The sequence below is a fragment of the Erwinia pyrifoliae DSM 12163 genome (assembly GCF_000026985.1).
Lineage (GTDB): Bacteria > Pseudomonadota > Gammaproteobacteria > Enterobacterales > Enterobacteriaceae > Erwinia > Erwinia pyrifoliae.
In genome coordinates this window covers 1-21,561 of sequence record NC_017392.1, presented here as the reverse complement: position 1 = coordinate 21,561, position 21,561 = coordinate 1, and the positions used below count along the sequence as shown (strand labels likewise).

19 protein-coding genes, 3 pseudogenes and 1 riboswitch are annotated in these 21,561 nt (G+C 51.1%); of the genes and pseudogenes, 16 read left to right on the top strand and 6 right to left on the bottom strand.

All coding sequences use genetic code 11. The features are described from left to right. Positions 1–471 precede the first annotated feature (471 nt). Complete coding sequence (locus EPYR_RS18535) at positions 472–2,502, top strand: choline transporter (RefSeq protein WP_011114006.1); 2,031 nt, start codon at positions 472–474, stop codon at positions 2,500–2,502. A 334-nt stretch (positions 2,503–2,836) separates the two neighbouring features. Here the strand turns inward: EPYR_RS18535 and EPYR_RS18530 are convergent, their stop codons facing one another. Together EPYR_RS18530 and EPYR_RS18525 are read right to left on the bottom strand one after the other, a co-directional pair. Further along, positions 2,837–3,547, bottom strand: a complete 711-nt coding sequence (locus tag EPYR_RS18530; RefSeq protein ID WP_014540001.1) for a class I SAM-dependent methyltransferase — start codon at positions 3,545–3,547, stop codon at positions 2,837–2,839. A gap of 326 nt (positions 3,548–3,873) precedes the next feature. Beyond that, positions 3,874–4,458 carry a recombinase family protein gene (locus EPYR_RS18525; RefSeq protein WP_012814636.1) on the bottom strand — a complete coding sequence of 195 codons (585 nt, stop codon included), beginning with the start codon at positions 4,456–4,458 and terminating at the stop codon, positions 3,874–3,876. Positions 4,459–4,649: 191 nt separating this feature from the next. Here EPYR_RS18525 and EPYR_RS19870 point away from each other — a divergent pair. The 11 genes and pseudogenes from EPYR_RS19870 to EPYR_RS21375 form a co-directional block, all read left to right on the top strand. Continuing rightward, a pseudogene (locus tag EPYR_RS19870) lies at positions 4,650–4,799 on the top strand (Txe/YoeB family addiction module toxin); the annotation flags it as partial. A gap of 112 nt (positions 4,800–4,911) precedes the next feature. Next, positions 4,912–5,031: riboswitch (TPP riboswitch) on the top strand. Positions 5,032–5,174: 143 nt separating this feature from the next. Next, positions 5,175–6,107, top strand: coding sequence for an FAD-dependent oxidoreductase (locus tag EPYR_RS18520; RefSeq protein ID WP_041473952.1), 933 nt, complete (start codon positions 5,175–5,177; stop codon positions 6,105–6,107). Beyond that, positions 6,104–6,301, top strand: coding sequence for a sulfur carrier protein ThiS (gene thiS, locus EPYR_RS18515; protein ID WP_012814637.1), 198 nt, complete (start codon positions 6,104–6,106; stop codon positions 6,299–6,301). Before EPYR_RS18520 ends, thiS begins: the two co-directional genes overlap by 4 nt. A 3-nt stretch (positions 6,302–6,304) precedes the next feature. Beyond that, the gene (locus EPYR_RS18510; protein ID WP_012814638.1) at positions 6,305–7,063 is read left to right on the top strand and encodes a thiazole synthase; all 759 of its coding nucleotides are present in this window, start codon (positions 6,305–6,307) and stop codon (positions 7,061–7,063) included. Between the two features lie 15 nt (positions 7,064–7,078). After that, positions 7,079–8,044 carry a ThiF family adenylyltransferase gene (locus EPYR_RS18505; RefSeq protein ID WP_011078060.1) on the top strand — a complete coding sequence of 322 codons (966 nt, stop codon included), beginning with the start codon at positions 7,079–7,081 and terminating at the stop codon, positions 8,042–8,044. 210 nt (positions 8,045–8,254) lie between these two features. Next, on the top strand, positions 8,255–8,509 hold the full coding sequence (locus EPYR_RS18500) for a type II toxin-antitoxin system Phd/YefM family antitoxin (protein WP_011078059.1): 255 nt from the start codon (positions 8,255–8,257) through the stop codon (positions 8,507–8,509). Next, positions 8,499–8,786, top strand: a complete 288-nt coding sequence (locus EPYR_RS18495; protein WP_011078058.1) for a type II toxin-antitoxin system RelE family toxin — start codon at positions 8,499–8,501, stop codon at positions 8,784–8,786. Before EPYR_RS18500 ends, EPYR_RS18495 begins: the two co-directional genes overlap by 11 nt. 159 nt (positions 8,787–8,945) lie before the next feature. Then, positions 8,946–9,230, top strand: coding sequence for a VF530 family protein (locus EPYR_RS18490; RefSeq protein WP_011078079.1), 285 nt, complete (start codon positions 8,946–8,948; stop codon positions 9,228–9,230). Between the two features lie 263 nt (positions 9,231–9,493). After that, positions 9,494–9,808, top strand: coding sequence for a type II toxin-antitoxin system HigB family toxin (locus tag EPYR_RS18485; RefSeq protein WP_041473956.1), 315 nt, complete (start codon positions 9,494–9,496; stop codon positions 9,806–9,808). Between the two features lies 1 nt (position 9,809). Beyond that, positions 9,810–10,223 (top strand): helix-turn-helix domain-containing protein, encoded by a 414-nt coding sequence (locus tag EPYR_RS18480; RefSeq protein WP_011113999.1) that lies wholly within the window; start codon positions 9,810–9,812, stop codon positions 10,221–10,223. Between the two features lie 507 nt (positions 10,224–10,730). After that, positions 10,731–12,288 (top strand): annotated as a pseudogene (locus tag EPYR_RS21375) (methyl-accepting chemotaxis protein). Between the two features lie 299 nt (positions 12,289–12,587). Here EPYR_RS21375 and EPYR_RS18470 read toward each other — a convergent pair. Continuing rightward, on the bottom strand, positions 12,588–13,976 hold the full coding sequence (locus EPYR_RS18470; RefSeq protein ID WP_041473957.1) for an NAD-dependent succinate-semialdehyde dehydrogenase: 1,389 nt from the start codon (positions 13,974–13,976) through the stop codon (positions 12,588–12,590). A 140-nt stretch (positions 13,977–14,116) separates the two neighbouring features. Between EPYR_RS18470 and ptrR the strand changes: the two genes are divergently transcribed. From ptrR to EPYR_RS21285, 4 genes and pseudogenes are all read left to right on the top strand, one after another. After that, positions 14,117–14,974 (top strand): putrescine utilization regulator PtrR, encoded by an 858-nt coding sequence (ptrR, locus tag EPYR_RS18465; RefSeq protein ID WP_012814642.1) that lies wholly within the window; start codon positions 14,117–14,119, stop codon positions 14,972–14,974. Positions 14,975–15,182: 208 nt separating this feature from the next. Next, a complete protein-coding gene (gene epo / locus EPYR_RS18460; protein WP_012814643.1) occupies positions 15,183–16,121 on the top strand; it encodes an omptin family outer membrane protease Epo in 939 nt (312 codons plus the stop codon). Positions 16,122–16,903: 782 nt separating this feature from the next. After that, positions 16,904–17,308, top strand: coding sequence for an H-NS family histone-like protein (locus tag EPYR_RS18455; RefSeq protein WP_011113994.1), 405 nt, complete (start codon positions 16,904–16,906; stop codon positions 17,306–17,308). A 655-nt stretch (positions 17,309–17,963) separates the two neighbouring features. Further along, a pseudogene (locus EPYR_RS21285) lies at positions 17,964–18,359 on the top strand (transposase); the annotation flags it as partial. Positions 18,360–18,488: 129 nt separating this feature from the next. Here the strand turns inward: EPYR_RS21285 and EPYR_RS18445 are convergent. From EPYR_RS18445 to EPYR_RS18435, 3 genes are all read right to left on the bottom strand, one after another. Continuing rightward, positions 18,489–19,700, bottom strand: a complete 1,212-nt coding sequence (locus tag EPYR_RS18445; RefSeq protein WP_014539991.1) for an IS256 family transposase — start codon at positions 19,698–19,700, stop codon at positions 18,489–18,491. Between the two features lie 250 nt (positions 19,701–19,950). Then, complete coding sequence (locus EPYR_RS20120) at positions 19,951–20,292, bottom strand: transposase (RefSeq protein WP_014539990.1); 342 nt, start codon at positions 20,290–20,292, stop codon at positions 19,951–19,953. A 285-nt stretch (positions 20,293–20,577) separates the two neighbouring features. Continuing rightward, a complete protein-coding gene (locus EPYR_RS18435; protein ID WP_014539989.1) occupies positions 20,578–21,549 on the bottom strand; it encodes a replication initiation protein in 972 nt (323 codons plus the stop codon). Between the last annotated feature and the right edge of the window lie 12 nt (positions 21,550–21,561).

Below are 21,561 nucleotides of genomic sequence, written 5' to 3'. Positions count from 1 at the left end.
GCCAGCTCGTGCGGCGTTGAGGCGGCATTTTCCCCGCCCTTTGATTTCCTTTCAGACAGGTCCTTCTCCGGTTCTGGTCATTTTTTCCGCAGAATTATAGCGGAGCGCTGCCCTTTATATCTGCTGCCTGGGCTGAAAAATATCTTGTCCGGCTGTTGCCATCAGGCATATGGCGACAGTCGGTGTTATCGGATAAATAGTACACGACGGGAAACAGCAAACTTTTTTTTAATTGAATGCGCAATCAATAAAAACTATCATTTATCTCCTTGCTTACAGAGTGACGGCCTTCAGGAGGATGTTTGAATAAAAAATAAAAAAAAGAAATCAACAGGCTACACTACTGACATCCTGATGGTTCTCCCAGTGTAATTAGCGGATATGCGGCGGATTTTACCCAGTATGCGCTAATGCGCGCTTCGCAGAGCGGACTTCAGGTTTTTCTTCTTGAGCATTTTTTGCGGAGACATTATGCCGGCGACTGAAATACCAGAAAAACACCAGAAAGATCGCATTAACCCCGTGGTTTTCTATACCTCAGCAGTACTTATTCTGCTATTTTCCCTGACGACCATCCTGTTTACCGATTTTTCCGATCGCTGGATTAACCGTACCCTTAACTGGGTTTCAAACACGTTTGGCTGGTATTATCTGCTGGCTGCCACGTTGTACATTGTATTTGTCATTTTCATGGCCTGTTCACGCTTTGGCTCGATCAAGCTCGGGCCGGAACAGTCCAAACCCGAATTCAGCCTCATGAGCTGGGCAGCGATGCTGTTCGCTGCGGGGATTGGTATCGACCTGATGTTCTTCTCAGTGGCCGAGCCGGTAACCCAGTACATGATGCCGCCGGAAGGTCAGGGGCAGACGCTGGCAGCGGCACGCCAGGCAATGGTGTGGACCCTGTTCCACTACGGGCTGACCGGATGGTCGATGTACGCGCTGATGGGCATCGCGCTTGGCTACTTCAGCTATCGTTATGGCCTGCCGCTGACTATTCGTTCGGCGTTGTATCCGATTTTCGGTAAACGAGTTAACGGCCCCATCGGGCATACGGTGGATATCGCTGCGGTGCTGGGTACCATCTTTGGCATTGCCACCACTCTCGGTATTGGTGTCGTGCAGCTTAACTACGGGCTTAAGGTGTTGTTTGACGTGCCGGAAGGTCTGACGGCGCAAGCCGGGCTGATCGTGCTTTCGGTGATTATGGCCACGATATCAGTCACCTCCGGGGTCAATAAAGGCATCCGGTTTCTGTCGGAGCTGAATGTTCTGCTGGCCTTTGGACTGATCCTGTTTGTGCTTTTTGTGGGCGATACCAGCTTCCTGCTCAACGCACTGGTGCTTAACGTTGGTGACTATATCAACCGTTTTATGGGCATGACGCTGGACAGCTTTGCTTTCGATCGCCCAACAGAATGGATGAACAACTGGACGCTGTTCTTCTGGGCCTGGTGGGTGGCCTGGTCACCGTTTGTCGGTCTGTTCCTGGCGCGTATCTCTCGCGGACGTACTATTCGTCAGTTTGTACTGGGTACGCTGACCATTCCGTTTATCTTTACCCTGTTGTGGCTGTCGATCTTCGGTAACAGCGCGCTGAATGAAATCATCCACGGTAATCTGGCGCTGGCTCAGGAAACGCTGGCGCACCCGGAGCGCGGCTTCTACAGCCTGCTGGCGCAATATCCTGGCTTCACGTTCAGTGCTTCGGTTGCCACCATCACCGGTCTGCTGTTCTATGTCACATCCGCAGATTCGGGTTCGCTGGTGCTGGGAAACTTTACCTCACGTCTTGCCGACATCAATAATGATGCACCAAACTGGCTGCGTATTTTCTGGTCGGTGACAATTGGCGTACTGACGATGGGGATGCTGATGGTGAACGGCGTAACGGCGCTGCAGAAAACCACGGTTATCATGGGGCTGCCCTTCAGCTTTGTCATCTTCTTCGTCATGGCCGGTCTGTATAAATCACTGCGGGTAGAAGATCATCGCCGTGCCAGTGCGACGGTCAACACGCCGCCTGTAACGGTGGACCGTCTGAACTGGAAGCAGCGTATCTCGCGCGTTATGAACTACCCGGGTACCACGCACACCCGTAAAATGCTGGATAACGTGTGTCGTCCGGCTATGGAAGAAGTGGGACGCGAACTGGAGCGCCGGGGTGCGAAAGTGCAGGTTAATGAGCTGCCTGCAGTGGAAGACGAACGTCTGAACCATCTTGAGCTGTTGGTCGATTTAGCCGATGAACAGAGCTTCCTCTACCAAATCTGGCCACAGCGCTACTCTGTGCCGGCGTTTACCTACCGTGCACGTAGCGGTAAGTCTGACTACTTCCGCCTGGAAACTTTCCTGCTGGAAGGTACGCAGGGGAACGATTTGATGGACTACACGAAGGAGCAGATCATCAATGATATTCTCGACCAGTATGAACGCCATCTGACCTTCCTGCATATCCACCGGGAAGCGCCGGGCAATTCCATGCCTTTCCCCGAGGTTTAACATTCTCCTCGCCCTTAGGGGCGAGAGACTGCCTGAATAGCCTAATGGCATGAAATTTAATAATATTTCATGCCGTACCTGTTTTTTGTACTCATTAGCGTGTTTTTTCAGTCAAAGACTTTAGCCCCCCGGGCGTCGTCGCGGCCACTGGTTACCCTTCCGGCAAAGAATGGCTCACTGTAAAAGATGGCATGCCTGTGGTTGGTAAGCATTTCGGTAAGCGATTGGGATAGAATAACGGTTGTGTCGAAACAGTTCATAATGTTGTCCCCATCCCATTAACCTGACTCAGGTAACGGGAGAGGATTGCGCCGGATAAACAGAATAAACCTTGTTAACCCAAGTCCCGTCTGCCTGATACAGGCAAAAAAGAACTGTCAGGTACTATTTTTTTTCCTGCCGCTGTAAATACGGCAACAACACCATGCTGTTGGATATTAACTTGATCAAAATAGTGGTCTAACACGTTTTTTAAATCATTCAGAGAATCAAAGTTATTACTAAAAATACCTTTTTTATTGTACACTTTCATTAAGTATCGGCCAAAGGCATTGTGTTCAACCCCACTTCCTAAGATAGTTGCTCCATGGAGCGTTCCCTTTTCAGTTAATGCTTGAGATGCATTTTCTATCGCTGATGCCTTTTCTTTTATATTCCCCTGCAAGCAATGCAACAGATAATACATTGAAACGCTGTCATATTTGTTTTTTTCTCTCTCGGGCAATGGAGTGAATATATCGTGCTGTAACACATGTTTTATTCTGTGAGCACCAATTCGTTTTTTTGCGGCGGCAAGGCTATTTGAGTTGAGATCCAGAAGGGTTATCGCGTCAGAGCTTTGTCTGGCATTTGCCAGGTAGTAACCGGTGCCAACGCCAATATCTAAATGGCTTTTTGCCATATTCTGCTTAAAATGAGGAAGAAGTATATTATCAGTATTGCAACGCCACGCGTAGTTGTTGGATATGTTAAGTACCCATGTATCGTATAGCTTGAGTATGAGTGGGGTGTATATGCTTGCTCCTTTCTCACTTCTGATGTCCATTGGTATTCTTCCTGTAATTTATTTAATATATCATTCTACTTTAAACGATTATCTTGAAGAGATAAAGTTCTGTTTCACCAGATTATTTTGTTATTTTATCTGAATGTATCCTTTCAGAATGGCTGTCTCTGATGGCGTTCCTGCTTATTATTTGTACCGCCATTTAGTTACAACATACAAATTTAGCTGGCAAGTTCGACTTCGCAGCAACTGGTGGCAGACGCTGTAACAGCTACTGTCACTCTTTCCCATACCGCTAAATACGGCAATCTGTTCTAAAATGTATTTACCCGTCGCTGTCAGCAATGAAAAGGGATTTTGTCGCTTTAGCCCATCAGGCTGGCAGCTCTTACTCTGAGAATGGTCTGCCGTGTTGTGTTGAACTCACGCGCCACTGCGCTGACGCTCATCCCCGTACTCAGACGAGCCAGAACAGATTGCTTTTGATCATCATTCAGGGTAGGTGGCCGCCCGAAGCGTTTTCCTGACGCTTTCGCACGAGCGATACCTGAATGTGTGCGCTCAAGCAGCAGATCGCGCTCAAATTCCGCCACGGCGGAAATCACCTGCATGGTCATTTTTCCGGCAGGGCTGGTGAGATCCACACCGCCAAGAGCCAGACAGTGAACCCGAATGTCTGAATCAGCCAGCAGTTCAACTGTTTTCCTGATATCAATCGCATTGCGTCCCAGGCGGTCTAGTTTGGTGACAATCAGCACATCGCCATCTTCCATACGATCAATCAGCCTGATAAAACCGGGACGCTCACTGGCAGCAACCGAACCGCTGATGTGTTCCTCAATCAGACGCTGAGGTTTAACGGAAAAACCCGCCGCTTCAATCTCACGGCACTGGTTCTCTGTGGTCTGTTCCAGTGTGGAGACGCGGCAGTAGGCAAAAACTCGTGACATAGGAAACTTTCCGTACGTAAAGGGTATCCGAATTATAGTGCATTTACGAAATTAATTTCACTTACTTTCGGATAGGTATACAGAAAGGTGTACTAAACAGACCATTTTCGTACATCTACATCTGCCGTTACCATCATTACTCGTAATTTATCTATGCCCCTGTCGTCCCCGGCCACTTCCAGAACGCCGGCAGGACACCTTTTGCAGGGAAGGGAAAACCTGAGCCTGTGAAGCATAACCTTACGATTTTCTGGTCACGCAGGATCACCGCCTGACATCGGCTTGTTTACGCCGGCAGCGATAATTTTTTACTTATAGCATCCTGCCTCTATCACTCCTGATAATGCCTGAAAACCACTTCTGAGCAGCTTTGTCATACCCGATGCGCAACAACCAGTCACAGCGGAAACAGGATCTGCGACTTGACGGCAGACCACAAGGTAAAATACAACTAGTCCCTGTCAGGGGAGTCTCGCCAGAGAGACTGAGAGGCTAATAGCGATTTTCGCGGCTTAGCGACCCTTAGAACCTGACCCAGCTGATACTGGCGTAGGAAGACTCGTATCTTGATGACGTCTGAAGATACCTGCTGCGAGAGCATGATCTCACCGCGCTCTCGCCTTTTTCCCTTCCTGTATCACGGGTCTCCGCATGATTTGAGAGGCTTACGTGACAATATCTGCAGCTTTTATTCTGTCGCCCGGAAACCACACGTCATGAGCCGCTGGTCAGTGATCGGCGATGGCGTGACCGGGCTTTGTGTCGCCACCTTACTCGCCGGGCGGGGTGAATCACTGGAAGTGATCACCGATGCGCACCATCAGCCGGCATCACACCTGGCAGGCGGCATGCTCGCGCCCTGGTGTGAAGGAGAAAGCGCGCCGTCAGAGGTCGTTGAACTTGGCCAGCGCTCGTCGCCGTGGTGGTCCGCTCACGTTGACGGAGTGGAACATCGTGGCACTCTGGTGGTGGCTCCGCCGCGCGATGCCCCCGAGCTGACGCGCTTCGCCCGCATGACTCACGCGCATCGGTGGGTAAAGCCCGATACTCTGGAGCCGGACCTGGCAGGGCGCTTTGCCCGCGGCTTGTTCTTTGCCGGAGAAGCTCACCTCGACCCGCGCCGCGCCATGCAGCAGCTGCGCGAGAAATTACAGCGATCTGGCATCTGTTTCCATCAGGGAAAGCCAGCTGGCCGGGTGATTGACTGTCGGGGCATCCACGCGGCTGATGAGCTGCCCGGCCTGCGGGCCGTACGCGGCGAAATGCTGCTCCTGCACTGCGATGATGTACAGTTCTCACGCCCTGTCCGTTTACTCCATCCCCGCTTCCCCTGCTACCTGGTGCCGCGTACAGAAGGGCGTTTTATGTTGGGTGCCACCATGATGGAAAGCCACGACAGCAGCCCGATCAGCGCCCGCGCCATGATGGAACTGCTGAGCGCGGCGTACAGCATCCACCCGGCACTTGCAGAGGCCCGGATCCTGGAGAGTGGTACGGGGCTGCGTCCGGCCTGGCCTGACCATATCCCTGAAATTCGCCATCGCAACGGCATCTGGTATCTCAACGGCATGTACCGCCACGGATTTCTTCTCGCGCCGGTGATGGCGGAAAAACTGATGCAACAACTGACGGAGGAAAACCTGATTTGAAAATTCAACTCAACGGCAGTGCGATCGATACCCACGCCCGTACCCTGACGGAATTACTGCGTGAGCGGCAGATTGATGCAGGCTGCATTGCCAGCGCCGTCAACGGCCAGTTTGTGCCGCGATCGCAGTACGATGCGCAGCCGCTTACCGAAGGGTGTGAACTGGAAGTGTTAGCGCCGATGCAGGGAGGCTGAATGATGTTTTACGACTTTGTGCCGCAATCACGGTTTTTACTCGGCACCGCCGGTTACCCCTCACCGCAGATCCTGCAGCAGGCAGTAATGGCTTCAGAAAGTGAAATTATTACCGTCAGCCTGCGCCGCGAGGGCAGCCAGGGCGGTGCGTTCCGCGAGCTGTTGACGCAGCTGAACAAACGCATTTTACCCAACACGGCAGGCTGTCACACGGTTAAAGAGGCGGTGACCACGGCTCATATGGCGCGTGAGCTGTTTAATACCCGCTGGATAAAGCTGGAGGTGATTGGCCATGCCGACACGCTGCAACCGGATCCGTTTGCCCTGGTGGAAGCGGCCCGCATTCTCTGCGCCGACGGGTTTCAGGTCTTCCCCTACACCACTGAAGATCTGATCCTCGGAGAAAAGCTGCTTGAGGCGGGCTGTGAACTGCTGATGCCGTGGGGCGCGCCGATTGGCTCCGGTCAGGGGCTGCGCAATATCGAGGGGCTGCGTTCCATGCGTTTATGGTTCAAAGATATTCCCCTGATTATTGACGCGGGCATTGGTGCGCCAAGTCAGGCGGCACAGGCGATGGAGATGGGGTTTGATGGCATCCTGCTGAATACCGCAGTAGCAAGGGCACAGGATCCGCTACGCATGGCGCAGGCGTTTGCCGCCGCCGTTCGCGCCGGTTACGATGCGCACGGCGCGGGGTTAATCGAGCGGCGGGATATGGCGACAGCCTCAACGCCAATCTTTGGTATGGCGCAGTTTAGCTAACAGGAGCCGTAAACCATGAGCCGTTATCAACGACAATCCATGCTGCCGGAAATCGGCGAAAGCGGCCAACGGCGCCTGGCTCAGGCGCGTGTTCTGGTCATCGGCGCGGGCGGCCTGGGTTCAGCGCTGCTGCCGCTGCTGGCCGCCGCCGGCGTTGGCTATCTGCGCCTGTATGATGGCGACAGGGTTGAAGAGCATAACCTGCATCGCCAGACGCTGTACGGCATGCAGGATATCGGTGAGGAAAAAGTGTTCTGCGCCCGGCGCGCGCTGGCGACTCGCAATCCTGAGTGCGTGGTGGATGCACGGCCCCATGCCCTGACGGCCAGCGCCACGGAGGTCGCGCTTGCTGGCATCGACCTGGCGATCGATGCCGCCGACAACTTCGCCCTGACCTATCCGCTCTCCGATGCCTGTCTGGCGCAGCGTATTCCCCTGGTCAGCGCTTCCGTGCTGGGACGCCGGGGTTACGTGGGCGGTTTCTGCGGCGGTGCACCCAGCTATCGCGCCCTCTTTCCACGGCTGCCGGATTCTGCCGCAAACTGCAATACCGCCGGGGTGATGGGGCCTGCTGTCGCCACGCTGGGCGCGATGCAGGCGCAGATGGCCCTCAGTATTCTGCTAAACTTCTCGCCTTCTCCGCTGGGTTGTCTGGTCAACTGCGATTTTGCGCAATGGCATTTCCGCCAGCTGCGTTTTGATTCGGCCACCGAGCCTGATCATCCCCCGGTGCCGTTTATCGACCGCCATTTACTGACGCCAGAAGACTGTATTGTAGAGTTACGCAGCGTGAATGAGGCCCCGGAAAGCGTTGCTGATGCCGTGCAGCGGGTACTGCCTCAACAGCTGTCGGGCTGGCAGCCGCCCGCCGAACGCCGTATCGTGCTGGTTTGCGCCAGCGGTATTCGGGCAGCAAAAGCGGCGATGGCGCTTGAACTGCGGGGGTTCAGCCATTTGGCGATTATTGCCGCTGGCCGCTGAACGGATGAAAAGCACTTCGCATGGCACGACGGGTTGATGATTTTAGTGACTTGAAAAAAGGGCCATCTGAAATATCTTTTATTTTTTAATGCGCCAAATACAGAACCTTTAAAGGCACCTTTAAAAGGTTCTGAAATTTGATTTTTCAAAGACCTTATGCCAGAATAAATTTATTCATCTTATTGTATTTCCGAACGAGTGAAGAAAATTATGGCATTCAACATACTCACTAATACCGCAGCAAGCATCACGGATTTGAAGCGCGACCCAATGGGCACAGTCCGTGCTGCCGAAGGGGAAACTATCGCAATTTTAAACCGTAACGAGCCGGCATTTTATTGCGTACCACCCGCTATGTACGCTTATCTGATGGAGCTGGCAGAGGATGCTGAGCTTGGATGTATCGTTGACGATCGCATGTCAGAGTTACCGGTTGCGAAAGAGATATCATTGGATGACTTATAAACTCAAGTTTGTCCCTTCCGCAGAGAAGGAATGGAAAAGGCTCGGGCACCCTGTCAGGGAGCAGTTCAAAAAAAAGCTTGCTGAACGCCTGGAAAACCCCCGAGTGCCTTCAGCACAGCTTCATGGTCGTAAAGATCAGTACAAAATTAAGCTAAAGTCTGCCGGTTACAGGCTGGTTTATCTGGTCCAGGAGCACACCATTACGATAATGGTTATGGGCATTGGCAAACGTGAAGGTAATCAGATTTACTCTGATACAGAGAACCGGCTTCCCTGATGCCTGGATCCAAAAATGCACTTATTCCCCGAAGAGACGAGTAGCCAACTCCCTGATCCGCTTCCAGGCTGGTTCAACATCGGGGGAAAACGGACATTGCATAAGCCGTCGCCGCTCAGTAAGGTGTGCGCCATTCACGCTGACTTACCGGACACCACCATGGCCAATCACTCTTCAAAAGACCCGCTACATGGCGTTACGCTGGAAGCGTTACTCAATATGCTGGTCGCGCGTTTTGGCTGGGAGCAGCTGGCAAAGCGCATCAATATTAACTGCTTTAAGAGCGACCCCAGCATTAAATCCAGCCTGAAATTCCTGCGCCGAACGCCGTGGGCGCGCAAAGAGGTAGAAGATCTCTATATTGCCTCGCTGAAGGATGACCACAGTGCAAAACCGGAGATGCCAACAGACAATCCCTGGAACAGTCGGCAGCGCAAAAGCTGACGACTTCCCCGCGATCCCTACAACGTTCTGACTGCACCATCCCTTCACAGGCCGGCATGGCATACCCCACCGCTAAAATACGACGAGCGCCGTTTACATCGGTGCTCGCTATACGCCGAAGAGGGGTTCTGGGCCGGAATCCCAGATTTTTCCGGCGACAGAAATGATGCCTGGCTGAGCAGCTTTATACCGTCAGATCGCAATTGCCAATCAGGCAACAGCTTTATATAATGTTGCCATATAGTCAACGCATTGATGAAGAAATGCACTTGATAAGCCGTAGCATGATTAAGGATGCCACTGATAAGTACCCGCAGCATTCCAGGGAACTCCTGGCTCTGATGATCGCTATTGAAAAAGGGTACTTTAAGGCTCCCGAAGCGTTAAAGGCGGCGTTTCCATCACTGGACAATCTGAAATATTTAGATAAGCACTACGTTATCAATATTGGCCGCAATGACTTGCGTTTAGTTGCGCTGGTATTTTTTGAGTCTCAAAAATTTTATGTAAGACATGTGTTTACCCACAAAGAGTACGACGTATTTACAGCGTTACATCGCACAAAGGGGAAAAAATAAAATGCTCGTAGCCGACATCATCAAAGCCGGAGAGGCTTTAACCGCCGTTGCCCCTTTCCTTGCGGGTATTACTGACAAACGGCAACATGCAGAGGCGCTGGAATTTGTGGAGCACCTTTTACTTAACGACCCGGAAAACCCACTTTTAGATCTGGTTTGTGCCAAAATCACGGCTTACGAAGACACAGCGCCCGAATTCGCAGAATTTAATGCACAGCTGGCAGCCATGCCGGCAGGCGTTGCTATGATCCGTTTGCTGCTCGATCAGCACGATTTAACGTTATCCGATTTACCCGAAATCGGTAGCAAATCGATGGTTTCCCGCGTACTCAATGGCGAGCGTAAACTGACCCTGGAACATGCCAAAAAGTTAGCAACGCGGTTTGCCATATCTCCGGCGTTGTTCATCGATTAATCATCCTTTCTGAAAGCGTTCACCAGCATAACCGGTGAGCGCTTCTGTTCCTTAAGCCAGATTTCTTCGCGACGCAATGACTACCATCGGTCCTGGATCAGGGCAGCGGAATCAGAAGCTCTTTCCTCTTGGTTCTTCATATTCCCCATCGCTTTTCTGACCGGATGTCAGGTAAATGCATTGGCTGCTACGCTTCTTTAACTCCCTGTTTTCTGTCGTAGCCAGATGCGTGCAGATTCAGGAGTAAACAATAAAAGCTATGGCCTGGCCGTCGCATTTGTCGATATGTGAAAGACAGATAAATAAAAATAGTTATAAAATCAGTATATTATAATTTTATTTTTAAAATAAAACAGAATATTTAAGTATCGATAACCGTCTGCATTAAAGGACGTATCTGATTTGCCGATATCATTCAGACACGAGGCTTGCTTCGTCATATTACAGGGTATGCCGACGGGCAACCTGTGTTCAAAGCACCAGAATGTTATGATTTGAGAGCACCCCATGAACAGATGGACAGTTAAGATAAAGTTATCAATGTCAATCGCAATGATAATAATATCCTTCTTAATACTGACTTCATTTTTACTATCCCGTCTGACAGCCACCACGTCAGAATTACAGAATTTATATGAACGAGACTACCAGTCTGCCTCGATAATCGGTCGGGTCGATGGTCTGCTCACCCGTGTGGATATCAATATTCTGCGGATGATCGCCATCGGTGACCCGGCATCGATTGCCGGCTGGAAAAAACAAAACACCGAGAATTTTGACAAAGTTAACGAACTGTTAAATAAGCTTAGACCCACGATTGATGCCACAATGACGTCGTCCTTTAACGGATTAATATCATCGTATGTATTAATGCGTAAGGGGATGGAGCATCAGGTGCAGGCCGTTGAGTCTGGCGACATAAAAAAGGCCAGTGAAATCAACAGAAATGAAGTAAAAGCGTATGCAGATAAAACATTTGGTGCATTATCCTCTCTAAAAAAAACATCAGGACGAAGTTGCAGAAAATAAGGTCGTTGATCAGAAACATAAGGATTTCAAGACGCTCATTATTTCACTTCTCGCTGCCGGGGTTGTTGCGCTGATATCGGCTGTACTGGGAACGGTGATCCTGCGCAGTTTACTTCGACAGTTGGGCGGAGAGCCTCTGGCAGCAGCACAGGAGGTCAGGCTGATGGCAGGAGGCGACCTTTCCCATCCGATCCTTGTGAAGCAGCACGATCGTGTCAGCCTGCTGGCCCAGCTGAAAGATATGCAGTCATCCCTTTCCGGGCTGGTGACCAACGTGCGCAGCAATGCAGAAAGCCTGGCGACCGCCAGTACCCAGATATCTCAGGGCAACCAGGATCTCAGCCAGCGAACGGAAGAACAAGCCAGCTCGCTGCAGCAGACCTCTGCCACCATGGAACAACTGGGTTCCACCGTCAGCAATAACGCTGAAAACGCACATCAGGCCAGCCAGCTGGCTTCCGGTGCCTCAACGCTGGCAGTAGAGGGGGAGCTGATGGTCGGGCGCGTTATCTCCACCATGAAAGTTATCAATGACAGCTCGAAGAAAATTTCCGAAATCATCAATGTGATCGATGGCATCGCCTTTCAGACGAATATTCTGGCGCTGAATGCGGCGGTGGAAGCCGCACGGGCCGGCGAACAGGGTCGTGGATTCGCCGTTGTTGCCGCCGAAGTGCGCAGCCTGGCACAACGCAGCGCCAATGCCGCCAAAGAAATCAGCACATTAATTACCAACAGCGTCGGGCAGGTAGAGCAGGGCTGTCTGTTGGTGGATGAAACAGGTGCAACCATGACGCGGATTATGGAGGCGATCAATCAAGTGAAATATATCGTGTCTGAAATCAGTGCGGCGAGCCTGGAACAAAGCTCAGGGGTGAAACAGGTGGGACAAGCCATCACTCAGATCGACATGGTTACACAGCAAAACGCGGCTTTGGTGGAAGAAAGCGCCGCGGCCGCAGAAAACCTGAAAGAGCAGGCTGAGCAACTTGTCCAGGCTGTCGCCGTATTTCAGGTGAGGGCAACCGCCGTTTAGGCAGAAGATCTCTATATTGCCATCGCTGGAGGATCGCCAGGCCGTAGGAGCCAACCGAACTCCCTGGCATAGCATAATCTCACCCGCCGTGATGGCCTGAAAGCCGTTATAGCAGAACCTCATTACAAGTTTACCGGGGCTTTATCATCTCTATTTTCAGCAGGTTACTGGCAATACGATATGATTTTTTTACAGCAGAAAAGCGTAAACAATGCCCCAAAGGTATCTGGGAATGTGTGCGCAATTAACGTTAACGCCCCCCACCGACTGCGGAGGAGGGGAAAGCAACCCTGAGTCGGTTATTCTTCCATCCACACCGTCTGAGTATTGGTAAACTCGCGCAGGCCAAAATGAGACAGCTCACGACCAAAGCCGCTTTTCTTCACGCCACCAATCGGAACACGCGGATCGGAGAAACTCGGTGAGTTAATAAAGACACCGCCGGTTTCGATGCGTGACGCCAGTTTCTGCGCTACGGCAAGATCGCGGCTCCACATGCTGCCGCCGAGGCCGAACTCCGAGTCATTCGCCATCGCCACCGCATGTTCAGCATTGTCGGCCTGAATCAGCGAAGCCACCGGACCAAACAGTTCTTGTGCAAAACTGGTCATACCCGGCTTCACGTCACTAAGCACCGTCGGCGCATAATAGTTACCCTCGCCCGGCAGAACATGGCCGCCGAGCAGCAGGGTAGCCCCCTCTTTCAGCGTGGCCTGTACCTGAGAATCCAGCTCATCGCGCAGATCGTAACGCGCCATCGGGCCGATCCAGGTGCCGGATTCGCGCGGGTCGCCTATTTTCATCTCTTTGACGGCACTGACGAACTTATCCCGGAACGCGTCGAACACCGGCGCTTCAACAATGATGCGCTTCGCGGAAATACACAGCTGACCGTTATTCATAAAGCGGCCCGCAATCGCCCCTTTTACCGCAGCATCAATATCCGCATCAGCCAGCACGATAAAGGCATCAGAACCGCCCAGCTCCAGCACGCATTTTTTTATCGCTGCACCGGACAGGGCTGCAATCGCCGCACCGGCGCGCACGCTGCCGGTCACGGTCACGGCAGCAATACGCCGATCGTTAATCGCCTGCGCCACGCCGTCATTATCCGCATTCACCACCGCAAAAAGCCCTTCCGGCACGCCGACACGGGTCAGGATTTGCTGCAGCAACAGCGCACATCCCATCACATTCGGTGCCGGTTTCAACAGGTAGCTGTTACCGGCCAGCAGGATCGGTACCGCGCCGCGCAGCACCTGCCAGACGGGGAAGTTCCACGGCATCACCGACAGAACCGGACCCAGCGGCAGATAGTCGACAAAGGCTTTGTTACCCTCGACCAGGGTCGGCTCACGCTGAAGGAAAGCCGGGCCATGCCCAGCGTACCATTCGCACAGTCTGGCACTTTTCTCGACTTCGGCCAGCCCCTGATCGACAGGCTTGCCCATTTCACTGGTCATCATCTCCGCCAGCTCTCTCGCCTGCTGACGCAGGGCGTCCGCAACGTTGCACAGCAGCTGAACGCGATCGCTCATTGCGCTGTGACGCCAGTATTGAAATGCACCATTGGTTAACGCCAGCGCGCTGTCAACCTCGGCGATGGTTGCAAAAGGATAACGGGCAAACACCTCACCCGTGGCCGGATTGCGGGAAACCGCTACAGCAGAAGAAACGTTTTTCATCATTACCGCCTTATCAAAAACCAGAATAAGTGGGAAGCCAGCGTCTGTTGCGCCATGACTCAGCATAGCGCCGATCATAGCCTTGCGAATTATTCTTTTAAAATGAATAATAAAGAAGATTAACGTCTTAAAAAGAGAAAGATATGGATCTGACCCAGCTGGAAATATTTTGTGCGATTGCAGAACAGGGCAGCGTTACTGCGGCAGCGGAGAAGCTGCATCGGGTGCCATCTAATATCTCTACCCGCCTGAAACAGCTGGAGGAAGAACTTGGCTGCGCGCTGTTCCGGCGCGAAAAGCTGCGTCTGCATATCACCGACAGCGGCAGAACGTTTCTCGCTTACAGCCGGCGTATTCTGGCATTGTCTGAAGAGGCGAAGCAGAGCGTTTCTGGCCAGCGCCCCGACGGCGTTTTCACGCTGGGGGCGATTGAAAGCACCGCTGCCGTCAGGCTGCCACCGCTTATTGCGCGCTATCACCAGCGCTGGCCGCAGGTCGGGCTGGATCTTTCCACCGGGCCCTCGGGCGACATGATTGACGGCGTGCTGGCGGGCCGGTACAGCGCGGCCTTTGTTGACGGCCCTCCGAAGCATCCGCAGCTGGAAGGTATACCGGTTTTCGCCGAGGATCTGGTGCTGATCGGCGCGCTGAATCATCCGCCGGTTTACGATGCCTCCGGCATTTCCGGTTCTACCATTTATGCCTTTCGCGCCAACTGCTCCTACCGACGCCTGTTCGAAAACTGGTTTGCGCGCACCCATGCGGTTCCCGGAAAAATTTTCGAGATGGAGTCATATCACGGCATTCTTGCCTGCGTCAGCGCCGGTGCCGGACTGGCGCTGATACCGGCCAGCATGCTGGAAAGCATGCCCGGGCGGGACAGCGTTAACGCCTGGTCTCTCAGCGAAGGAATGGGGCAGATTGCCATCTGGCTGGTATGGCGCAAGGGCACGCGCTCTGCCAATTTACAGGCAATGAAAGCGCTGCTGACTGAAGATTGAGACAAAATCTTACCGGGTTAACCGGTTCAGCATAAACCGAAATAAAAAGGAACTTTTTACAGGCTAAATGCACTCAACCCCCGTTGAACGATAGTATCAAGAAAAATATTCTTTTTTTTCTGAAGGTTACTGTTGAAAAAGTGGTTGCTGAGATATCAGTCGGCCACTGGATATAAGTCCTCCTTAAAGGAATTCTACGGGATATAAAATGAAAAAAAGTACTGTTCTGGTAACAATGATGAGCGCCTTTTTCGGTACGGATTATGTCGCCGCGGCACAAATATCTCCTGACTTCTCCGCTGATAGCATAAGTGTTGCCACCTCGGCAGGTATACTGGGCGGAAAGTCAAAAGAGCTGGTTTATGACGCCAGCAACGCACGCAAAATTAGCCAGCTGGACTGGAAAATCAAGAACGTTGCGATTATAAAAGCTGATTTCTCCTGGGACGCTTATTCCTTCCTGACTCTGAATGCCCGTGGTTGGACGTCACTGGCTTCAGGATCAGGCCATATGGATGACTACGATTGGCAGAACAGTAACCAGTCAGACTGGACCGATCACTCTTCGCATCCGGGCACTGATGTCAATTATGCCAACGAATATGACCTGAACTTAAAAGGCTGGTTCCTGCAGGGCAGTGATTATAAGGTCGGAGCCGTTGCCGGTTATCAGGAAACGCGCTTTAGTTGGACTGCAACTGGGGGTTCTTACAGCTACAATAATGGCGCGTCGGTAGGTAACTTCCCAAATCAGAGACCCGGTATTGGTTACAGCCAACGCTTCTCCATGCCGTACATCGGACTGGTGGGTCAATATCGTATTAATGATTTCGAATTCAATGCACTGTTTAAATTCAGTGACTGGGTTCGGGCGCACGATAATGACGAACACTATATGCGTAGCCTGACGTTCCGTGAAAAGACCTCTGATTCCCGCTATTACGGTGCGTCCGTTGATGCCGGTTATTATGTGACCCGGAATGCCAAAGTGTTTGCCGAATTCAGCTACAGCAAATATGAAGAAGGCAAAGGCGGCACGCAGATTATCGATACCATCAGTGGTGACTCAGCATCACTTGACGGTGATGCAGCGGGCATTTCCAACAAAAACTATACTGCTACTGTTGGTGTGCAATATCGTTTCTGAGCGGCGATGACATAATAACCGTTTAAAGCGGCACAACGGGTCAATGCGTCTGCGTAAGATATCGCTCTGCTACAATAATTTTGTAGCAGAGCAGAGAATAAGGTTGACCAAAAGTACAGTGACACAAGCTACGCGGCGCCGAGGGCGCCGAAAGCCAACTGACTTCACAGGTAGCCAATATAGGGAGAGAGAAAGACCATTGAAGTATGTTGTAACTAATTAAAGAAAACGGCATATTTGATCCTTGTTCAGCATTTCCCGGCACGCCGAGCAAATCGTAAAAATATACTTATGGCGGTTTTTAGCATGCCTGCAGATAAACCGGTTAATCATCTTTATCCAGGAAAAACGTTTTCTCTGCATCGGCGGAAGCAGGTTGCTCATTTTTATTCCGTCATAACGTAATCAAGCGTGACGTCGTAACCTGAGAGGTGACAGATATCGCACCCAAGCATAAAATGAGAGGGGTCGTTCCTCAAAATACGCACAAAGATCAGATTTTACCGGGATATATAGTAGTGTGCCTCGTATAAGTCATGTGTAAAATTTCAACTTAAATCCTTATTCAATCCTTTTTTTGGCTTTTTTGTTAAGATTTATCCCATAAGTTGTAAATATGACTATCGCTCGGTGTATTTTTGACCATACTAAAATGTATGCCAAACGGACTTTAGCGAGACATTTTTTCGATTTAGTGTTTTTTCGCGATTCATTTGTCTGTAGACTGGTTCTGGTTGTAATAGTTATCAATTTTAAATCAACTCAAGGTTACGGATTCCGTTATGAGCGAAACGCTGAAAGTATTAAATAACATTCGCACCCTTCGCGCCCAGGCGCGTGAAGTGTCTTTGTCTGAACTGGAAGAGATGCTCGAAAAACTGGAAGCAGTAGTGAACGAAAGACGTGATGCAGAAGCCGCTATCGCTTCTGAGATAAAAGAGAAAGAAGAGAAACTGGCTAAATATCGTCAGATGCTTCTGGAAGACGGTATCGATTTAAGCGAACTGACTTCAGCAGAAAACACATCGGGTAAGCCTCGTGCCAAGCGTGCTCCACGCCCTGCCAAATATGAATATACTGATGAAAACGGTGAACAGAAATCATGGACCGGTCAGGGCCGAACTCCTGCAGTAATTAAGCAGGCTCTGGATGCCGGCAAAAAACTTGAAGATTTTTTAATCAAGTAAATGGCGGCTGGCCACGTCATCCAGCGTGGCCACATGTTATTCCACTATACTCTTTACCCCGACAATGTATGCAAGAAAGCAAATCCTGTCAAAGTCTGTGGTGATCCACACGTCCAATTTCGGATAAGAATTTTCAAAAAAAACAATCCGTTGATTATCAAATGTATTTAATACATCCATTTCTTATCGCCAACAGGGCAAGTTCTCGCCAGGAATGTGGCCGCATTTTTTCGATACAGGGAAAAATATAAAGGTTAAGATCTGTCTTATCACCTTACCGCCTGTGTAATAACCCGACGTCAGTCGCCCTTTGTCACAACTTTTTGCACGATGAGAGAGAAGAAACGGACAGCCATTCATCCCGAAAAAAGGATAAATAATCGTTTCCCAGCCTCAGCAATATGATAAAAAACACCGACACCTTATGCAGTAAATGCAAATAACCAGATGAATTCACCCCTTATCAGGCTTGATATTTTTCGTCAGTACTCTAAACCTGCTGACAATAAAGGGATCCTGTAATGCACGCGACTTTTCGCCTGACGACCATAGCCGGAGTCATGGCACTATTCACCGGGATCTCCGTGGCCTGTAACCATCCCGTATAATGGTGCCATTCACATAGCTTACTGATAATGCCGCACAGGAGATCGCTATACGTCAATCCCCTTTTACTGAACACCGGCTCATTGCCATCCTGAAGCCTGTGAGGCTGGCAGAACGGTGAAAGATGTCTGTCATGAAGCCGGGATTTCAGAGGGCAGCGGCTACAACTGGAAAGCCAAATAGGGCGGTATGAAAACCTGCGAGGTAAAGAAGCTCTAAGACCTGGAAGATGAGAATCGCCGTCTGAAACAGATGTTCGCGGATTTGAGCCTTGAGAACCGGGCGCTGAGAGACGTGTCCGAAAGAAAACGCTAAAAGTTGCCATACAGCGGGAAATGGCTGCATACCGGGTCCAGGCTTTTGATCTGAGCATGGGGCAGGCCTGTCGGTCATAGCGCTGAGCAGGACTGTTTATCACTACCTGCCAGACAGGCTCTGCGACGACATGGACACAGCTGAGATCACAAACATGTAAAGCTGATTGATTGACTGCCTGCTGAAACGGAATTGTCGAGGTAAAGGAAAACAGCGCCTGCCGGGACCCTGTAAACAATTCTGTGTAACTGCCACCGTATTAAANGTGATCGCTCAGGCGGTCACCGAACTCGATAATAAAACGGCTTATGGCCAGCCGCCAGTTCTGGATCGGCATATTCCATTTTTTTGACGCATCCTNGATCGCCAGATAAATCACTTTCCGCACCGAGTCGTCTGTCGGGAATACCTTTCGTTTTTTAATAGCTGCACGGATAACGCTGTTCAGCGACTCAATGGCATTCGTGGTGTAGATTGCTTTGCGGATATCGGCCGGATAGCCGAAGAACGTATTGATATTTTCCCAGTGCGCGCGCCAGCTCTTACTGATTTGCGGGTATTTCTCGTCCCAGATGCCNGCAAACTTATCCAGCGCCATCAGCGCCGCCTCTTCTGTCGGAGCCTGATACACCNTTTTCAGCCCGCCGGTGACGGCTTTGTAGTCCTTCCACGACACGTATTTCAGGCTGTTGCGCACCATATGAATAATACACAGCTGGATATTTGTCTGAGGATAAACGCTGTTTATCGCATCCGGGAAGCCCTTCAGTCCGTCCACACAGGCAATCAGGATGTCCTGAAGGCCCCGNTTTTTAAGCTCTGTCAGCACGCTGAGCCAGAACTTCGCGCCTTCGTTTTCTGCCAGCCACATGCCCAACAGCTCTTTCTGGCCTTCGGTATTAATGCCCAGAGCAAGGAAGACGGCTTTGTTAATCACGCTGCCACCGTGACGAACCTTGACCACAATACAGTCAAGATAAACGATGGGATACAGCGCATCCAGAGGCCGGGTTTGCCACTCTGCGACCTGCTCTTTGACCGCGTCGGTGACTTTGGATATCAGCGTGGGCGACACGTCAGCATCGTACATTTCCCTGAACGTGGCGGCGACGATTTCCCGCGTGGTCATTCCTTTGGCGTACAGAGATAAAATCTGGCTGTCCATCTGCGTGATACGCGTCTGGCTTTTCTTTATCAACTGAGGCTGANAGGTGTTTTCACGGTCACGGGGCGTGCTGAGTTCAATCTCGCCGTCGTCGCACAGCACCGTTTTTGATGAGTAGCCGTTTCGGGTATTCGAGCCTGCTTTGGGAGCATTTTTCTCGTGCCCGGGGTGCTCTGTCAGTTCAGCATTCAGTGCTGTTTCGACGGTTAGTTTCGTCAGCATGCGGGAAAACGCATTGAGNTCGGCTTCGGTTTTAAGGCCTTTAGCCAGTTCAGCCGCAAGGGCCTTGAGTTTCTTTTCGTCCATAATGTGCCTGTNTCCGTTGTTGGAATGAACATATCAAAAACAGGCAGATACACAATTTAAATTACAGGCTCGCGCCTGCCGGCACGTAATCCCGCTCCGCTCGCTACCCCCGAAGCGCCAAATCAGTGCGGGTCGATAGATTTTATGCATCACTGACCTGGGGATGACGTTTCAGACATTCAACGTGGTGGATGCTCTGGCGATAGACATTGATCTGAATGGGTGCTCAGGTGGATTTGATCCTATATATTCAGACGCTTTTTCTCTCTTGCCGGTGCGCGATAATTTCCTGCGTATCTATTCTCGTGGCGAGCATTATCACCAGCGCGCTGTGCGAGTAATGTACGTTGTAATCGCTGAACGCCATCACCAGATTCTGCACCGCCATCCTGCACCGTCTCTTTATCATCACCACCGGTAATCGCTGTCCGTTCACCCGGTCACAGCAGTCCTGCGCGAACGTCACGCGCAGTTTTTCTCCGTTATCACCGCGGAACGCAAAGCTGTCTGAACACCAACGGATCCTGAGTCTCAGTTGCTCACGAGACACGCCAATACTTCTGCAGATGTCGGCCGCCAGCAACAAGGGCACATGTGACTCTCCTATTTTTTCGATGGAGAGTCACATGAGTACTCAATTACAGGTCAACAACCCTGGCATGCTGGTTGTTATCAGCACTACTTTTACTACATCAGCCAGGTGACAGGGTAATGACGCGGGGTATCGTCATTCTTGCCGCCAGGCGTGAGAAATAATTTCTGACCGAAGAGAGTGAATTTATCCACAGAAGTCGTGGGTAATACGGTGAGTAACTCCATTTAACGTGCTGAATAAATCCAGATAGTAAATTTAAGCTATTGATTTATAGTCTATTTTTTAGTCTCTCGCGTTAACTTCATTCATCACGCGCTTGCAGGCTGTTTTATCGCCGATAATCTTATACCAACCCGCAAGCTTTCTGACATCCGTCAGCGGAACCTTTTCTGTACGATCGTAAGTGGCCAGACAGTCCCGATATTGCTCCATAATGGCTATGCAACGGCGTGCCCACTCACCTTCCAGCTCGGAACCGGCCGCTGCACGTGGTCGGCGCGGGAATTTGGGGCGCAGTGGTTTACTGGCTTCCGGCGTGGATTCATCGACATAAGAGAACCTGATCGACACGACAGTACGGCCTTTTTTGACGGGGTGCCATATCACTGAGATATCGGTATTGGCATTAATTCGCGCGAGTGTAGGTTCCAGTAATTTCTGCCTGAAATCACGATAATCCTCATATTTTCCTTGTAATCCTGCTTTCTCCCGCATCCAGTCGAGTGCCAGTGTCACTTCTATCGCTTCACTGATTTTACGTCCATAGAGATTTTTAGCTTTGATCAACCAGCCATACAGACGCACAGAAAATGGCGTATCGAGCTTCGCAATATTAGTGAAATTGAGCTTGGTAAACGACTCTTTCAACTCATAAAGATAGGGTGCAACGTCCTGTCCAAAGCGCAGTATAACGGCGCTCTGCTCATCACTGCTGACGTACTCAAGACGAGAAAACCATGACAGTTGCACGGTACGTGTCTTACCACTCTTACGATCGGGTTGGTAGATGGTTACCGGTTTTTTCATGAGGCTTTCGGCAGCTTCACGCAGCTGGCGGTGGCAACTGGTAGGATTCAAACCGTATATTCGCTGATAATCATGAGGAAACAGGCGGTAGAGCGCATCCGGCTGCGGTTTCCTGCTGTCTATCTGTGCCAGAGCAAGGTTCAGCAAACGCATTTCATCCAGCGTCACGCTGTAAGCCCCCTCGAGGAGGTCATTACCTTGCACTACTGTCAGTTTGTTCAGCTCCATGTAACTGGATCC

What these genes read in the sequence shown, in the direction of transcription:
- EPYR_RS18535 (WP_011114006.1), top strand. Translation starts at nt 472, where the DNA reads ATGCCGGCGACTGAAATACCAGAAAAACACCAGAAAGATCGCATTAAC.
- EPYR_RS18530 (WP_014540001.1), bottom strand. Translation starts at nt 3,547, where the DNA reads ATGGACATCAGAAGTGAGAAAGGAGCAAGCATATACACCCCACTCATA.
- EPYR_RS18525 (WP_012814636.1), bottom strand. Translation starts at nt 4,458, where the DNA reads ATGTCACGAGTTTTTGCCTACTGCCGCGTCTCCACACTGGAACAGACC.
- EPYR_RS18520 (WP_041473952.1), top strand. Translation starts at nt 5,175, where the DNA reads ATGAGCCGCTGGTCAGTGATCGGCGATGGCGTGACCGGGCTTTGTGTC.
- EPYR_RS18510 (WP_012814638.1), top strand. Translation starts at nt 6,305, where the DNA reads ATGTTTTACGACTTTGTGCCGCAATCACGGTTTTTACTCGGCACCGCC.
- EPYR_RS18505 (WP_011078060.1), top strand. Translation starts at nt 7,079, where the DNA reads ATGAGCCGTTATCAACGACAATCCATGCTGCCGGAAATCGGCGAAAGC.
- EPYR_RS18500 (WP_011078059.1), top strand. Translation starts at nt 8,255, where the DNA reads ATGGCATTCAACATACTCACTAATACCGCAGCAAGCATCACGGATTTG.
- EPYR_RS18495 (WP_011078058.1), top strand. Translation starts at nt 8,499, where the DNA reads ATGACTTATAAACTCAAGTTTGTCCCTTCCGCAGAGAAGGAATGGAAA.
- EPYR_RS18490 (WP_011078079.1), top strand. Translation starts at nt 8,946, where the DNA reads ATGGCCAATCACTCTTCAAAAGACCCGCTACATGGCGTTACGCTGGAA.
- EPYR_RS18485 (WP_041473956.1), top strand. Translation starts at nt 9,494, where the DNA reads ATGCACTTGATAAGCCGTAGCATGATTAAGGATGCCACTGATAAGTAC.
- EPYR_RS18480 (WP_011113999.1), top strand. Translation starts at nt 9,810, where the DNA reads ATGCTCGTAGCCGACATCATCAAAGCCGGAGAGGCTTTAACCGCCGTT.
- EPYR_RS18470 (WP_041473957.1), bottom strand. Translation starts at nt 13,976, where the DNA reads ATGATGAAAAACGTTTCTTCTGCTGTAGCGGTTTCCCGCAATCCGGCC.
- ptrR (WP_012814642.1), top strand. Translation starts at nt 14,117, where the DNA reads ATGGATCTGACCCAGCTGGAAATATTTTGTGCGATTGCAGAACAGGGC.
- epo (WP_012814643.1), top strand. Translation starts at nt 15,183, where the DNA reads ATGAAAAAAAGTACTGTTCTGGTAACAATGATGAGCGCCTTTTTCGGT.
- EPYR_RS18455 (WP_011113994.1), top strand. Translation starts at nt 16,904, where the DNA reads ATGAGCGAAACGCTGAAAGTATTAAATAACATTCGCACCCTTCGCGCC.
- EPYR_RS18435 (WP_014539989.1), bottom strand. Translation starts at nt 21,549, where the DNA reads ATGGAGCTGAACAAACTGACAGTAGTGCAAGGTAATGACCTCCTCGAG.